Here is a 14,617-nt window from a genome sequence, read left to right as displayed (position 1 = left end):
ACACGCATTTTGGCCCACGATGGCTGGGGATTACCAGGTACGCCGCTTGCGTTCCCCGTACCCGAACACGGCTCCTGCGAGAGGTCATTCCGGCGTTATCTAAACGTGATCTAGATTACGTTTTTGTCACAGTATTACGCTGTGTTGCGTGCCTGTAGCCAGGTTTGTGTGCACAAAATCCACGTGAGGGTGTGCAGGAGAGAAGAAGCGTGCTCCAAGAATGGAGCGGGCGACGGGAATCGAACCCGCGTATCGAGCTTGGGAAGCTAGCGCTCTACCATTGAGCTACGCCCGCAGCGCCCCGGAGTGCGCCGGAGCAGATCCCAGCTTAGCGCAGAATTTGCAGTGTGCTGGACCCGACTCGCCGCTGGAGCGATCGCTGGAACGGTCGAACCACCCCAGACCCATAACGCTTCGGTTAAACCCGGGCCGCCAAACGTCCAGCGAGGTTCTATGCGGCGTCCACCCTGTCTATTCTGAACCAGTTAGCCGCAGTGGTGGGGGCCGGGCTACGAGTTGGAGCCGTGCGCTGAAGGAGTGGAACCTGTGGCATTTGCCGAGTACGAAGTCCTGATTGAGCGGGATGCGAAGTCCGTCTACGACTTCCTTATCGACGGCCTGAACAATCCGTTGTGGCGGGCCGGTGTCCGGAGCATCCAACTCCGTTCGGGAACCATGGGAAAGAAAGGCGCGCTGTACCAACAGACCCTGACCGGTCCGGGCGGCCGGCCCATTGCTGCCGACTTCGAAATCGTCGAGGCCCGGCCCGGTGCGGAGGTCCGCTTTGTTGTAGTGGCAGGTCCAGCCAGGCCATCCGGCGGCTACTACCTCAGCAGCGAAGGACGAAAGACACGGCTCCGGTTCGCCCTCGAGTACCACCCGAAGGGGATCAAAAAACTCATGGACGGCATGATCCAGAAGACCATGGTCAGCGAAGTGGCCCAGTTGGAGAAGCTCAAAGCTGTCCTGGAGGGCCAGCTTTCCGCAGACTAGGCGGGTTGCCTAGGCAGGTTTGTCACAGCGCGGTTGCATAGCGAGCCATACGGTATTTTTGATCTGTGCTGCTCTCCGATCGCGACATTCGTGCCGAAATTGATACCCAGCGGATTGTGCTGGACCCGTACGAACCGGCGATGGTTCAGCCCTCCTCTGTGGATGTCCGGATTGACCGCTTCTTCCGACTCTTCGATAACCACAAGTACGCCCACATCGACCCCGCCGAGGAGCAGCCGGAGCTGACCCGCCTGGTGGAAGTCGATGGTGAAGAGCCGTTCATCCTCCACCCCGGAGAGTTCGTGCTGGGGTCAACATTTGAGACGGTAAGCCTTCCGGACGACATTGCGGCGCGCCTTGAAGGAAAGTCCTCCCTCGGCCGGCTTGGCCTGCTGACCCACTCAACGGCCGGGTTCATTGACCCTGGTTTCTCCGGGCACGTAACGCTGGAACTGTCCAACGTCGCCACCCTGCCCATCAAGCTCTGGCCGGGAATGAAGATCGGCCAGCTGTGCTTCTTCCGGCTGTCCTCCGCCGCGGAACACCCGTACGGCTCCGGCCAATACGGCAACCGCTACCAGGGCCAGCGGGGTCCGACGGCGAGCCGCAGCCACTTGAACTTCCACCGCACCCAGGTCTGAGCTGCCGAGGTTTAGGCCTCCACCCGCGCCGGCGCAGGCTGTTTGTTGCGTCGGAATGATTTGACCACCGGCTCCACGAAGCGCGCGGCAAGCGGCCCCGTGATGGCCATGATCAGGACATAGGCCGTGGCAAGTGCCGCGAGTTCCCTCTGCACAACTCCTGAAGTGACCGCCAAGCCGGCTATAACAATTGAGAACTCGCCGCGGGCAATCAATGCTGCTCCGGCACGGAACCGGCCGGGAAGTGCGATCCCCGCGCGCTTGGCGGCCCAGACTCCCGTCAATATCTTCGTGGCGGCCGTAACTATTGCCAGGAGGATCGCGTAGCCCAGGACTGGCGGAATGGTGGTGGGATCCGTGTTAAGTCCGAACGCCACAAAGAAAAGTGCCGCAAATAGGTCCCTCAGCGGCTCGAGGATGCGGGACGCACTATGCGCCGTTGCCCCGGAGATGGCGATGCCCAGCATAAAGGCACCAACTGCCGCCGACACCTGAAGGGCGGAGGCAAGTCCCGCCACCAACAGCGCGGCTCCCAGCACGTTGAGCAGGAAGACCTCGGAGTTCTCGCTGTGCACTGCTTTGGAGACGTGGTGCCCATGACGGAGCGCCACCAGCAGGACGAGGCTGACAACGGCGAGCGACACCGCCACCGTCTGCATGCCGCCAAGGAACCCAATGCCTGCCAGTACTGCGGTGAGGATGGGCAGGTAGATCGCCATGGCCAGGTCCTCGAACACCAGGATGGAGAGCACCACTGGCGTCTCGCGGTTACCGATCCGGCCCAGGTCGGTGATCACCTTCGCCGCGATTCCTGACGACGAGATGTACGTGACACCCCCCATTACAATGGCGCCCACTAGCCCCCAGCCTAGAAGAACGGCGATGCCGGCTCCGGGGATGAAGTTCAGGACGAAGTCGAGCACGCCGCCCTGCCAGGACCTGCGAAGCTCAGTGACCAGTTCGGCCGCGGTGTACTCCAGGCCGAGCATAAGCAGCAGGAGGATAACGCCGATCTCGCCGGAGAGATGCGCGAACTCGTGCATGCCTTCCAGCTTGATGAGTCCGCCGGCGCCAAACGCCAAGCCTCCCAGCAGGTAAAGGGGAATGGGCGACATGCCAATGCGGCCGGCCAGCCTGGCCAACAGACCGAGGCAGAAAACTACCGCCCCGAGTTCTATCAGGGTCAGCGCCAGCGGGTCCATGGCGCTCAGCCGTTGCGCAGGATGTCAGCCGCGGAATCAAGACCTTCCTGGGTGCCGACAGCTACAAGCAGATCACCGGAGTGAAGCAGGACGTCCGGGCTTGGCGAGGGGACTACTTCGCCCTCGCGCATGATGGCCACGATGGAGACGCTGGTACGCGTACGGATGCGTGCCTTGCCCATGGGCTGGTTCACGAACGGTGAATCCGCGCCGATGGAGAACTGCCGGGTGACGATGCCAGGGATCGCCTTGTGATCTTCTGCAAGGCGCATAACGATGTGCTGGCCGCCAAGCAGGTTTCCCAACGTGGCTGCCTCGTCCGCGGTCAGCGGGATGGATGCCTGGCACGTGTCCGGGTCGTCCCATGTTGAGACGAATAGTTCCGTGGCACCTTCGCGAAGTTCAACCACGCCAATCCTGCGACCCGAGGCCGTGATGAAGTCCTTCCTAAGTCCAAGACCCGGAAGCTCTGTCTCATCAACGTTCATAAGAACACACTAACTCTCTTGTTTCCGCTGCGATACGACGTGGATCACCGTGCCGGAACCGTTGCAATCCCGGCTTTCTCAGGGGCCTTGACGGGCAGGATAACCAGCAGTCCGGCCAGCAGCACGATCATGATTCCCAAGATGCCCCAGCGCTGCGCCTGCCCTGCTGCAACCAGGGGAGCGGCGATGGCGATGCACAGCGTGAACAGGCTCGGGGCGAGGAAACTCACGGCCCTCCCTGTGGTGGCGTAAAGGCCGAATAGTTCCCCGGACTCGCCTTCAGGAGCGAGCCGTGCGAGGTAGGCCCGGGAAGAGGATTGCGCTGGACCGACGAACAGGCAGAGGAACAACCCGAACGTCCAGAACGTTGCGGTTCCCGTCCATTCCACGTCAAAAACTGTGTAGCTGCCGTTGCCCAGGACCAGGATGGCTGATCCTGCAACGAGCAGTCCGATGAGGGACAGGACAATGACTCTTTTGGGCCCGATCCTGTCATCAAGGAAGCCGCCGATCATGGCTCCGACAGCGGCCACGATGTTGCCAAAGATGGCGAAGAAGATGACTTCCTTGAGGGCGAAGCCAAACGTGCCGGCGGCGATGACCCCGCCGAAGGTGAATACGGCCGCCAGTCCGTCCCGGAAGATTGCACTTGCCAGAAGGAAATAGAGCGTGTGGGGGCTGGATTTGTAGATTGCCCCGATGCGGCGGAACAACAGGCCGTACGACTGCAGGAACCCTATCTGGGCGGCCTGCGTCCGTCGAGGCAGTTCCGGAACCGCGAACAGCACGGGTAGGGCGAAGACAAAAAACCATAACGCCGAGAACACCGCAACAAGGCGGATGTTGAGCGCGTTGTCCGTCGATGCGCCGAACCAGTGGAAGCTGGGTTGTACGAAGAGCTGCAGAACGATGAGCAGGGCGACGATCCCGCCGAGATAGCCCATACCCCAGCCGAAGCCGCTGACTTTGCCGATGTTGGCTGGAGTGGAAACCTGGGACAGCATGGCGTTGTAGTTGACGCCGGCGAACTCGAAGAAGATGTTGCCCAGCGCAATAAGGCTGACTCCCAGTAGCAGGAACCCGGGCTGCGGGTAGACGAAGAAGCACAGCGCGGTCAGCACCGCTACCGCGGCCGAGTTGACCCCCAGCCACAGTTTCCGCCGCCCGCCGGCGTCGGACCTCTGGCCCGTTACCGGGGCGAGCAAGGCAATCACGGCTCCGGCAATCGCCAGGGCGCCGCCGAGCGAGGCTGACGCTGCGTCCTCACCCCCGAACGACTGGGATGTCAGGTAGACAGTGAAGACGAAGGTGGTCATAACGGCGTTAAAGGCGGCGGAACCCCAGTCCCACGAGGCCCAAGCGAGGATCCGACCCTTGCTGGAGACAGACGCGCCTGAGGCGAGTTCCGACGCCGGATGCTGTGCTTCCGGGGCTGCAGCCGTGTTCATGCTTGAATGCTAACCGCCGCTGGCGGGCCGATGGGGAAGCGCGAGGTGCCTAAGTGGAAAACGTTGGTCCACATAGCCTCTCTGCGGCGGCTGGGAGCCCACCAACGCCTTGATAAACTGGGGTCACCGAACCCAACGCATGACCGCCTGCTCCAACTCTTTGACAACTCTTTCTGACTTTGCGGAGATTTCAGTGATCACAGTTCTTGCCGTGACCTTTGTGATGGCAGCTGTGGCGCCCTTGATCTTCCAGAGAATGCAGAGGAATTCGTTTTACCTACTTGCCGCGATCCCGGCTGGGGCCACCGTTTGGCTGGCGTTGCAGTTCGGTTCGGTCTATCCCGGCTCTCCCGGTTTTGTTGAGGAAATACTGCCGTGGATTCCCGACTTGAAGCTCGAGCTTGCCTTTCGGATGGATGCGCTGGCCTGGGTGATGTCATTGCTGATCATGGGCGTGGGGTCCCTGGTCCTGGTTTACTGTGCGCGGTATTTCAAAAACAGTGACGATCACCTGGGAGGCTTCGGCGCCCAGCTGCTGGCCTTCGCAGGCTCAATGTTCGGACTAGTGACTGCCGACGACCTGTTGGTCATGTTCATCTTCTGGGAACTCACCACCGTCCTGTCCTATCTGCTCATTGGCTATGCCCGCACCCGACTCTCCGCGCGACGTTCCGCACTGCAGGCATTGATAGTCACCACCGCGGGCGGCTTAGCCATGCTGGTCGGTCTGATCATCGTGGGCAATGCTGCCGGCACGTACCGGATCTCCGCCGTTTTGCAGAAGGCGGCCGAGCTGGGAGCCGGACCTGCGCAAGGCACCATTGCGGTCGCCGTCGTGCTCATCATCGCGGGTGCGGTGACCAAGTCCGCCCTTGTTCCCTTCCACTTTTGGCTCCCGGGCGCCATGGCGGCCCCGACTCCAGTGAGCGCTTACCTGCATGCCGCTGCCATGGTGAAGGCCGGCATCTATATCGTGGCGCGCCTGGCACCCGGCTTCAGCGATTCGCCGTACTGGCTTCCCCTAGTGTTGGGCCTCGGTCTCGCCACGATGTTGGTGGGTGGTTACAGGGCCCTCCGGCAGACGGATATCAAGCTCATACTGGCCTACGGCACTGTCAGCCAGCTTGGGTTCCTCACAATGGTTGTGGGACTCGGACGGCCAGATGCCGCGTTGGCCGGACTGGCGCTCCTCCTGGCCCATGGTTTGTTCAAGGCAGCGCTGTTCCTCGTAGTGGGTATCATCGACCACCAGGCTGGTACGCGTGATATCCGCAGGCTCTCCGGCGTGTACCGCTCGTCAAGGGCGTTGGGGATGGTGGCCGCGGTAGCGGCGGCTTCCATGGCCGGCGTGCCGCTGCTGGCGGGATTCGTTGCCAAGGAGTCCGTCCTCGAGGCCTTTTTCCACTACAGCCAAGACCCCGCAGCCGGGCCCTGGGGGCTGGTTCTGCTGCTGGGGATTGTCCTAGGTTCAACCCTTACCGTGGCCTACAGCGCCAGGTTCATGTGGGGTGCGTTTGCCGTCAAGCCAGGAGTGGAGCCTACGCCGTTCAAGGCGATCCGACCCTCGTTTCTGTTCGTTCCGGCCGTTCTCAGCGTCCTCAGCATCGTCTACGGCCTGTGGCCAAGCCCGGTGGATGCCTGGATCCAGCCATACGCGGCCCTGTTCGCACCGGCAGCTGGAGGCGAAGGAAGCGGCCCGGGGCATTTGGCCCTATGGCATGGGTTGACGCCCGCACTCGGCTTAAGCGTGTTGGCGATCGCAGCCGGTGCGGGCATGCACTATGGGCGCGAAGTGGTCGAACGCTTGCAGAGCCGTGTGCCGGACTGGGTGGACGGGGACCGTGCCTACCAGCACACCATCGGAGCGCTTGACGACACCGCCGTGTGGGTAACTGGCCGCACTCAACGGGGTTCGCTCTACTTTTATCTGGCGGTCATTCTGACTGTGGCGTTCGCGGTGCCGCTGGCAGCGCTCATCATCGCGAACAAGCCCATTCCCGGTGGCATCTACCTCATCGATCCCAACTCTCCGCTGCAACTCGTTGTGGCCGTCGGCATTGTTGTTGGGGCCTTGGCTGCCGTCCGCGCCAACAAGCGCTTCCTGGCCGTGCTGATGGTATCTGTGACGGGCTACGGGATAGCGCTGATGTTCGCCCTACAGGGTGCCCCGGACCTGGCGCTCACCCAGATGCTGGTGGAGACGATCGTATTGGTGGCCTTCGTCCTGGCAATGCGGAGTCTTCCGGCTGGCCTGCGCGACCGCACCGGTGGGAAGTACCGAGTAGTGCGCATCATTATCGGTGCGGCCTTCGGGGTCACCATGATCTTCGTTGCAATCTATGCGATGGGCGCGCGGGTGGCCCCTCCCATCTCCTTGGAGTTCCCCAAGCTCGCGTATGAAGGCGGGGGCGGGCTAAACATTGTAAATGTCACGCTGGTGGATATCCGCGCTTGGGATACTTTCGGCGAAATTTCGGTGCTTGCAGTGGCCGCCACAGGCGTAGCCAGCCTCATTTTCGTCCGGAGCCGAGGCGAGCGGCTGCGCGCCGCAGCAATGGTTCCGGAGGGCAGCGTGGGGCGCCGCACCGGCGTCGAACGCAATTCCCGCGACGGCGCAACGCTTGCCATGGTGCGCCGCTTTGCCGACATTTCCCGCGATGCCTGGCTGGTGGCTGGCCGGACGCTCGCTCCGGAGCGCCGGTCGATCATTTTCGAAGTGGTGACCAGGCTGATTTTCCACTCGCTCATCATCTTTTCGGTCTACCTTTTGCTAGCTGGTCACAACCTGCCAGGTGGCGGCTTCGCCGGGGGCCTGACCGCCGGTCTGGCCCTTACCGTGCGCTACATGGCAGGCGGACGGTTCGAGCTGAGTGAGGCCGCGCCGGTGAGTCCAGGTTCGCTGCTGGGCGCCGGACTTGCCACGGCCGCAGCTTCGGGACTGGTGCCACTCCTCTTGGGTGGCCAGGTCTTCCAGAGCGCAATCGTCCAGATCTGGCTTCCGGTCTTCGGAGACGTCAAGTTTGTCACCTCGACGATCTTTGATATCGGCGTGTACATAGTGGTTGTCGGGCTGGCGCTGGACGTCCTGCGCAGCCTCGGCGCCGAAATCGACGAGCACTTTGAGGGCGCGCCGAAGACAGAGCCGGAAAGGCACGCCGAGACATACGTGGGTCCGGTGGAATCCGTTGCAGGCGCGGCGGCGAGGGGGCAGGAATGAGCATCAACCTGACCCTGCTAATCGTGATGGGCGTCCTCTACGCCTGCGGGATCTACCTCATCCTGGAACGCAGCCTTACCCGAGTCCTCCTAGGCCTCATGCTGCTGGCCAACGCCACGAACATCCTGATCCTGGCTGCGGGCGGCTACGCGGGTTTGGCGCCGCTGTTCAACAAGGCCACCGATTCGCATGAATACAATGACCCCCTGCCGCAAGCGCTCATTCTGACGTCGATCGTGATCTCCTTCGCGGTGACCGCATTCATGCTGGGCATCATTTACCGCACGTGGTCGCTGGCTAGGCAGGATGACATCCAGGACGACGTTGAAGACCGCCGGGTGGCGCGGACTCCGAGCTTCGACGCAGAGGATGACGCAGCCGTTCCCGTTGAGACATCGGAATTCCCGCTCCCGCATGCCGAGCCTGCCGCGCCGGACGACACGGGAGCAACGGTTCCCGCCGGAGCTACGCATATGCCGGCCGCAGCCGCGGCTGCAGAAGAAAAGCCCGGGCGCAGAGCCCCTGGAACTACAGCCGGACCTACGGGAGGAGAAGAGTGAACATCGCCAGCTTGGCGCCGCTCGCCGTCGTCCTGCCCATCTTCGGATCCGCGCTGACCTTCTTGCTGATCCGACACTCACGGACGCAGCGCGCTGTCAGTGTTGGCCTGTTGTCCCTGACCCTGCTGCTGGAATGCTGGCTCTTGGCGTCCGTATGGGAGGGCGGGACAGCCGCGGTAAACATCGGTGGCTGGCTTCCGCCGTGGGGCATCGTGATGGTTGTTGACCAATTCTCCTCGCTCATGCTTGTGGTTTCCTCTGCCGTAAGCCTGGCGGTCCTGATCTATGCAACTGGCCAGGGCATGACCGACGGCGACGAAGATGCCCCAGTCTCGATCTTCCACCCGACTTACCTCATCCTTGTGGCGGGTGTGTCCAATGCCTTCCTCACGGGTGACCTGTTCAACCTGTATGTCGGTTTCGAAATCCTGCTGACTGCGAGCTACGTCTTGATGACGTTGGGCGGCACCGGACCGCGCATCCGTGCCGGTGTCACCTACGTGGTGGTGTCTGTGGTCTCATCGGTGCTGTTCCTGATCGCCATCGCCATGATCTACGCTTCAACGGGTACCATCACCATGGCTGACCTGGCCATCAAACTTGCCGAGCTCGATCCCGGAACCCAGGCCCTGCTGCACGTGCTCTTGTTGGTGGCCTTTGGCATCAAAGCCGCTGTGTTTCCGCTGTCCTTCTGGCTCCCGGACTCTTACCCCACGGCTCCGGCCCCGGTCACGGCCGTGTTTGCTGGTTTGCTGACCAAGGTGGGCGTTTACGCCCTGGTACGCACTGAGACGCTGCTGTTCCCAGGCGACTCGCTCAACACTCCATTGATGGTGGTTGCCCTCCTAACGATGGTGGTTGGCATCCTCGGTGCCATCGCCCAGAGCGACATCAAGCGTCTGCTGTCCTTCACCCTGGTCAGCCACATCGGCTACATGGTGTTCGGACTGGCAATGTCCTCGGTGGCAGGGCTCGGCGCCGCGGTTTACTACGTGGCCCACCACATCACCATCCAGACATCTCTATTCCTTGTCACCGGTCTCATCGAGCGCAGGGGCGGAAGTTCTTCGATCGACAGGCTGGGTGGCCTGGCGAGACTGTCCCCGCTGCTGGCGCTGCTGTTCTTTGTTCCTGCCATGAACCTAGCCGGCATCCCGCCGTTCTCCGGGTTCCTTGGCAAGCTCGGCCTGATGCAAGCGGGCCTGCAACTGGGTACTCCGCTGGCCGTCGTCCTTGTGGTGGGTGGCGTGGTGACCAGCCTGCTGACGCTGCTGGCAGTTGCCCGTGTCTGGAACAGGGCCTTTTGGCGGAAACCCGAAGATGCGGAATATCCCGACCCGGTGCTGCAGAGTGGTGGGAAGACGGGCGTGCTCCCGGCCACTATGGTGGGGCCCACCGCAGGCCTCGTGGCATTCGGTGTCGCACTGACGGTCTTCGCCGGCCCGCTGTTCCACGTCGCGGACCAGTCGGCCACGGATATGCTGGGCCGCTCCTCCTACATCCAGGCCGTCCTCGGTGAGAATGCCCCCGTTCCTGGCACAACGGCCCACCGTGAGTCGGCGTTACCGAGCGAGCCGGAACAGCTGGACACCACAGCCCAGGCGGTGGCCAAGTGAGCCGCAAGCCGATCTCGCTCAAGACCGAACTGCCCCTGCTCATCTGGCTGGTCGTCGTGTGGGGCGCCCTGTGGAATGACTTCAGCCCCGGCAACCTGTTGTTCGGTGCAGTGATTGCCATTGTCATCACCCGACTTTTCTATCTGCCCCCGGTGGAACTCAGCGGCCGCTTCGACGTTCTCCGGGCCATCCCTTTTGCCATTGTGTTCATCGGCAAGGTTGTGGCTGCGAGCTTCCAAGTTATGTACCTGGCTATCCTTCACGGGCCCAAGGTGACTAACGCTGTAGTCGAGGTGCCGCTGCGCAGCCACTCAGACCTCATGGTGACGGCGACAGGCCACGTCATTTCGCTCATCCCGGGTTCCTTGGTGGTTGAGGTGGACCGGGCGACGCCCGCCGTCTACATCCATGGAATCAACATCCGGAGCACAGCAGACGCCGACAAACTCCGCCGCGAAGTCCGGGACACCGAAGCAGGGCTCATCCGCATCATGGGCAGCTTCGAAGAGATCAGGGCACTGGACGCGGAAGCCGGTACTGCCACCGAGGCGATCAGAAATGATGCTCGGGGGAAGGGGGGAAGGTGAAAGACCTTGTTTTGGTGGTAACCGCCGTGATCCTCAGCCTTGCCGCTGCCGCCGCGATTTACCGGATTGCCGTCGGCCCATCACTTCTTGACCGCGTGCTGGCCTCGGACGTCCTCCTGGCGATACTTGGTGCCGCCCTGGCGATCGACATGGCTGTGAATAGGCACCTCAACAACCTCATGCTTCTGGTGGCGCTTTCGCTCATCGGGTTCATTGGTTCGGTGACGGTTGCCCGCTTCGTTTCCGACCGAAGGGAGCAGGGACGTGACTGACAGCTCCGGTTTTGACTCGGGATTCGACGTGGTGATCGACTCATTGACCGCCGTCTTCCTGATCGTTGGCGCGTTGATGTCGCTGGGCGCCGGCATCGGCTTGATCCGATTCCCGGACCTGATGAGCCGTATGCATGCTGCCACCAAACCGCAGGTCCTCGGCCTGTTCCTGGTTCTGGCGGCTATCGGACTGCAAATGCGTACGTGGTGGGTCTGGCCGATACTGTTGGTGGCCTGGATTTTCCAGCTCCTCACGGTCCCGGTTGCGGCGCACATGGTGGGACGCGCGGGCTACCGTACCAAGCACCTCCATCCGGAACTACTGAGTGCGGATGAACTCGAGGCAGTGGTGCAGCGGGCAGCGGAGGCCAAAGGCACGGAAGCCCTGCGGGAGGGTTCCAAGCACACTGGCGGAACCGGCAACAAGTAGCTATCCAGCGCCCGGCGATAAAGCAGGGGCGTCGAGTTCCTGAAGCTGCAAAGCCAGCCACGGACTGAAGGCATATGGAGCGGCGGCCACTGCCCGCCTCAGCTCGGCGGGTTCTGTCCACACCCACTCCGCAACTTCCTGCGGATCAGGCGACGGGTCGACGTCGATTACCGCCCGGAAGACCGGGCACAGCTCGTTCTCCACCGTTCCCGATGCGTCGACGGCTCGGTACCGGAAGTGCGGCAGAACGGCGTCGAGCTTTCCGGGACTGGAACCCAATTGCAGCCCCAACTCCTGGACTGCTCGACGGCGGACGGCCGCCTCTGTGGGTTCGCCCGGGGCCGGATGGCCGCAGAACGCGTTCGTCCACACACCAGGCCAGGTCTTTTTGGCGAGTGAGCGGCGGGTTACCAGAACCAGGCCCTGCGGCGACACGACGTGGCAGGAGAACGCCAGGTGCAGGGGAGTGTTGGGGCCGTGCACGGTGGCTTTCGGAGCGCTGCCCAGCAGACGACCATGGTCGTCCACTAACTGGACCAGCTCCTCTACAGCGTCCTCCTCTGCAGCGTCAGTGCTCATGGCTTTATCCTCCTCGCATTCGTTCTTCCCGTTAGCAACGGTCTGGACATCCCCAAGGTATCTCGATCATGATATTTATAGATTATCGAGATAATTATCCCTCGGCTCCACACTCTCTCGGCTCCGCACTCCGTCGGCTCCACATTGGGACACACTTGCATACTTCGAAGACCTCCATCGCCTGGTTCCGCGATGATCTCCGCGTACGTGACAATCCCGCACTCCGCGCAGCGACGACCGACGGTGCGGCGGTGGCCCTCTTTGTCCTGGACGAGGAGACGCCGGGCATTAGGCAGCTGGGCGGCGCTGCGCGCTGGTGGCTGCACCATTCGCTGGAGGCTTTGAGGGAAGAACTCGACGCCATTGGAGTGCCTCTCTTATTGCGCCGCGGGGCGGCCATGTCTGTTGTGCCGGAGGTTGCCCGCGACCTCGACGCCGGCGCTGTCTATTGGAATCGCCGCTACGGTCAGCCGGAACGCAATATCGATGCGGCGGTGAAGTCATGGGCCGCGGACTTCGGGCTTCATGCAGAATCATTCCAGGCCTCCCTCCTGCACGAACCGTGGAAAGTCCGCACCAGCCAAGCCGAGCAGTACAAGGTATACACGCCGTTCTGGAAAGCTGTCTCCGCCCTGGACATAAGGCGGCCGTTGGACCCGCCCGAACCCGGTCTTGGGTTCGAGGGGAACCTACCGAAGGGGGAGCGGCTGGAGGAATGGCTGCTGCTCCCTTCTGTCCCCGATTGGTCAACCGGACTAGCGGAAACCTGGCGGCCATCCACGCAACAGGCGCAGGAGTTCCTGGACGACTTCACCCATCATCACCTCGGCCGCTACGCGGAGGATCGGGACCGCCCGGATCTTCCCGGGAGTAGCCGGCTCTCACCATTCCTGCGGTGGGGACAGCTGAGCCCGTTCCAGGTGTGGCACGCTCAGTCCACGCTCCGCCGGCAGCATCCGGAGGGCTCTCGCGCTTTTGCCTCGGAATTAGGATGGCGTGAATTTTGCTGGCACCAGTACTACCACCACGCTGACCTTGCCACCACCAACCTGCGGCCACAGTTCAATCACTTCCCGTGGGAGCAGCCCCGCCAAGGATCAAACAGTCCCGCCGGGCGGCTGCTGACGGCTTGGCAACGCGGACGGACTGGCGTGCCTATTGTCGACGCCGGCCAGCGACAGCTCTGGCAGACCGGCTGGATGCACAACCGGGTTCGTATGGTTTCCGCAAGCCTATTGGTCAAGAACTTCGGCATCGACTGGCGGCTCGGTGAGCAGTGGTTCTGGGACACGCTGGTGGACGCGGATCCTGCCTCCAACCCCGCAAACTGGCAATGGGTAGCAGGCTCCGGGGCAGACGCGGCACCGTTCTTCCGCATTTTCAATCCCCAAACACAATCCCGGAAGTTCGATCCCCACGGACGCTACGCCCGGCAATGGATCCCGGAACTCGACACCCCGGACTATCCCGACCCCGTGGTTGACCTCAAAGCCAGCAGGCAAGAGGCCCTGGACGCTTATCGGGAGATCAAATGAGGCCGCCGGCCGTCGCACTAAAATGACCTTCATGTCCACGACCCCCGAGCCCGGTTCCAACAGCGGAGGGCGTTCCAACCGCGGAGGGCGTTCCAACCGCGGAGGGCGTTCCAACCGCGGAGGGCGTTCCAACCGCGGAGGGCGTTCCAACAGCGAAGACTCCAGCGCCGACCGTGACGAACTGCGCGCCGCTCCGGGCTTCGAGCTTCTCTTCCTGTTGCAGCGCTTCACCACGGAAGCTGACAGGTACGCGGAAACTACACGTCGGCTGCACGGCTTGGCCCGCAATGACGTTCACGCGCTCAACGTCGTGATCGAAGCTGAACGCACGGATGCCGAAGCCACTCCCGGGCTCCTGCGCGAGCGGCTGGTTCTGAGTTCAGCAGCCACCACCGCGTTGGTTGACCGGCTGGAGGCAACCGGTCACCTGCAACGACAGCACAGTCCCTCCGATCGGCGGCAAGTGCTGCTCACCGCCACACCGAATGCCGTCAGTACGGGCCGGGAAATGTTCGATCCGATGGTGCGGCACATGTTACCCGTGCTGGCCGACTACAGCCCGGAGCAGTTGCAACTGCTTGCTGAAATGGTGCAGCGGCTGACTCAGGCGATCACGGACGCGCGGGAGGAACTGCCTAGGTGATGTCCTGGGTGCGGGAAAAAAGCGTAAAGCGGAAAAGCGGAAAGCGGCAAAGCGGGTAATCGCCGGCTGCGTGCCACGGGTTGGCGGTGCAACAGCTAACACAGGCAATCAGGGACGAGCGTGAGGAACTGCCTAGGTGATGTCCTGGGTGCGGGAAAAGCGGAAAAGCGGAAAGCGGCAAAGCGGAAAGCGGAAAGCGGGTAATCGCCCGCTGCGTGCCACGGGTTGGCGGTGCAACAGCTGACACAGTCAATCAGGGACGCGCGTGAGGAACTGCTGCCCGGTGATGCCTAGGTGCGGGCAAAGCGGGCAAAGCGGGCAAAGCGGGCAAAGCGGGTAATCGCCCGCTGCGTGCCACGGGTTGGCGGTGCAACAGCTGACACAGTCAATCAGGGACGCGCGTGAG

At 62.5% G+C, this 14,617-nt stretch carries 14 protein-coding genes and 1 tRNA gene; 10 read left to right on the top strand and 5 right to left on the bottom strand.

Going from position 1 to position 14,617, the window contains the following annotated elements:
- Positions 1–221: 221 nt before the first annotated feature.
- A tRNA-Gly gene (locus tag LD110_RS19260) sits at positions 222–295 on the bottom strand.
- Positions 296–546: 251 nt separating this feature from the next.
- On the opposite strand from LD110_RS19260, the gene LD110_RS19255 reads away from it, so the two are divergent.
- Positions 547–993: an SRPBCC family protein gene (locus LD110_RS19255; RefSeq protein WP_225501216.1), complete on the top strand. Its 447-nt coding sequence runs from the start codon at positions 547–549 to the stop codon at positions 991–993.
- 65 nt (positions 994–1,058) lie between these two features.
- Complete coding sequence (gene dcd / locus LD110_RS19250) at positions 1,059–1,634, top strand: dCTP deaminase (protein WP_225501214.1); 576 nt, start codon at positions 1,059–1,061, stop codon at positions 1,632–1,634.
- A gap of 11 nt (positions 1,635–1,645) precedes the next feature.
- On the opposite strand, the gene LD110_RS19245 is transcribed toward dcd, so the two are convergent.
- From LD110_RS19245 to LD110_RS19235, 3 genes are read right to left on the bottom strand one after another with little or no spacing between them, the layout of a single operon-like run.
- Positions 1,646–2,836 (bottom strand): cation:proton antiporter, encoded by a 1,191-nt coding sequence (locus LD110_RS19245; RefSeq protein ID WP_225501212.1) that lies wholly within the window; start codon positions 2,834–2,836, stop codon positions 1,646–1,648.
- A 5-nt stretch (positions 2,837–2,841) separates the two neighbouring features.
- Positions 2,842–3,324: a cation:proton antiporter regulatory subunit gene (locus tag LD110_RS19240; RefSeq protein WP_225501209.1), complete on the bottom strand. Its 483-nt coding sequence runs from the start codon at positions 3,322–3,324 to the stop codon at positions 2,842–2,844.
- 44 nt (positions 3,325–3,368) lie between these two features.
- Positions 3,369–4,772, bottom strand: coding sequence for an MFS transporter (locus LD110_RS19235; protein WP_225501207.1), 1,404 nt, complete (start codon positions 4,770–4,772; stop codon positions 3,369–3,371).
- Between the two features lie 193 nt (positions 4,773–4,965).
- On the opposite strand from LD110_RS19235, the gene LD110_RS19230 reads away from it, so the two are divergent.
- The 6 genes from LD110_RS19230 to mnhG are packed head-to-tail and all read left to right on the top strand — an operon-like array spanning position 4,966 to position 11,454.
- Positions 4,966–7,989 (top strand): Na+/H+ antiporter subunit A, encoded by a 3,024-nt coding sequence (locus tag LD110_RS19230; protein WP_225501205.1) that lies wholly within the window; start codon positions 4,966–4,968, stop codon positions 7,987–7,989.
- Positions 7,986–8,549, top strand: a complete 564-nt coding sequence (locus LD110_RS19225) for a Na(+)/H(+) antiporter subunit C (RefSeq protein ID WP_225501203.1) — start codon at positions 7,986–7,988, stop codon at positions 8,547–8,549. Before LD110_RS19230 ends, LD110_RS19225 begins: the two co-directional genes overlap by 4 nt.
- The gene (locus LD110_RS19220; RefSeq protein ID WP_225501201.1) at positions 8,546–10,165 is read left to right on the top strand and encodes a Na+/H+ antiporter subunit D; all 1,620 of its coding nucleotides are present in this window, start codon (positions 8,546–8,548) and stop codon (positions 10,163–10,165) included. Before LD110_RS19225 ends, LD110_RS19220 begins: the two co-directional genes overlap by 4 nt.
- Positions 10,162–10,752 carry a Na+/H+ antiporter subunit E gene (locus LD110_RS19215; protein ID WP_225501199.1) on the top strand — a complete coding sequence of 197 codons (591 nt, stop codon included), beginning with the start codon at positions 10,162–10,164 and terminating at the stop codon, positions 10,750–10,752. The genes LD110_RS19220 and LD110_RS19215 overlap by 4 nt, the downstream gene beginning before the upstream one ends.
- Entirely contained in the window at positions 10,749–11,024 is a 276-nt protein-coding gene (locus tag LD110_RS19210; RefSeq protein WP_225501197.1) for a monovalent cation/H+ antiporter complex subunit F, read from the top strand. The genes LD110_RS19215 and LD110_RS19210 overlap by 4 nt, the downstream gene beginning before the upstream one ends.
- Positions 11,017–11,454: a monovalent cation/H(+) antiporter subunit G gene (mnhG, locus tag LD110_RS19205; protein ID WP_225501196.1), complete on the top strand. Its 438-nt coding sequence runs from the start codon at positions 11,017–11,019 to the stop codon at positions 11,452–11,454. Before LD110_RS19210 ends, mnhG begins: the two co-directional genes overlap by 8 nt.
- Here mnhG and idi read toward each other — a convergent pair whose 3' ends face one another.
- Positions 11,455–12,033: an isopentenyl-diphosphate Delta-isomerase gene (idi, locus tag LD110_RS19200; protein ID WP_225501195.1), complete on the bottom strand. Its 579-nt coding sequence runs from the start codon at positions 12,031–12,033 to the stop codon at positions 11,455–11,457.
- Positions 12,034–12,188: 155 nt separating this feature from the next.
- Here idi and LD110_RS19195 point away from each other — a divergent pair, with 155 nt between their 5' ends.
- Positions 12,189–13,568 (top strand): deoxyribodipyrimidine photo-lyase, encoded by a 1,380-nt coding sequence (locus tag LD110_RS19195; protein WP_225501193.1) that lies wholly within the window; start codon positions 12,189–12,191, stop codon positions 13,566–13,568.
- A gap of 31 nt (positions 13,569–13,599) precedes the next feature.
- Positions 13,600–14,211 (top strand): MarR family winged helix-turn-helix transcriptional regulator, encoded by a 612-nt coding sequence (locus tag LD110_RS19190; RefSeq protein ID WP_225501191.1) that lies wholly within the window; start codon positions 13,600–13,602, stop codon positions 14,209–14,211.
- Positions 14,212–14,617: the final 406 nt, after the last annotated feature.

Source organism: Arthrobacter sp. M4 (assembly GCF_020251205.1).
Lineage (GTDB): Bacteria > Actinomycetota > Actinomycetes > Actinomycetales > Micrococcaceae > Arthrobacter.
This window is presented reverse-complemented; position numbering and strand designations above follow the sequence as displayed.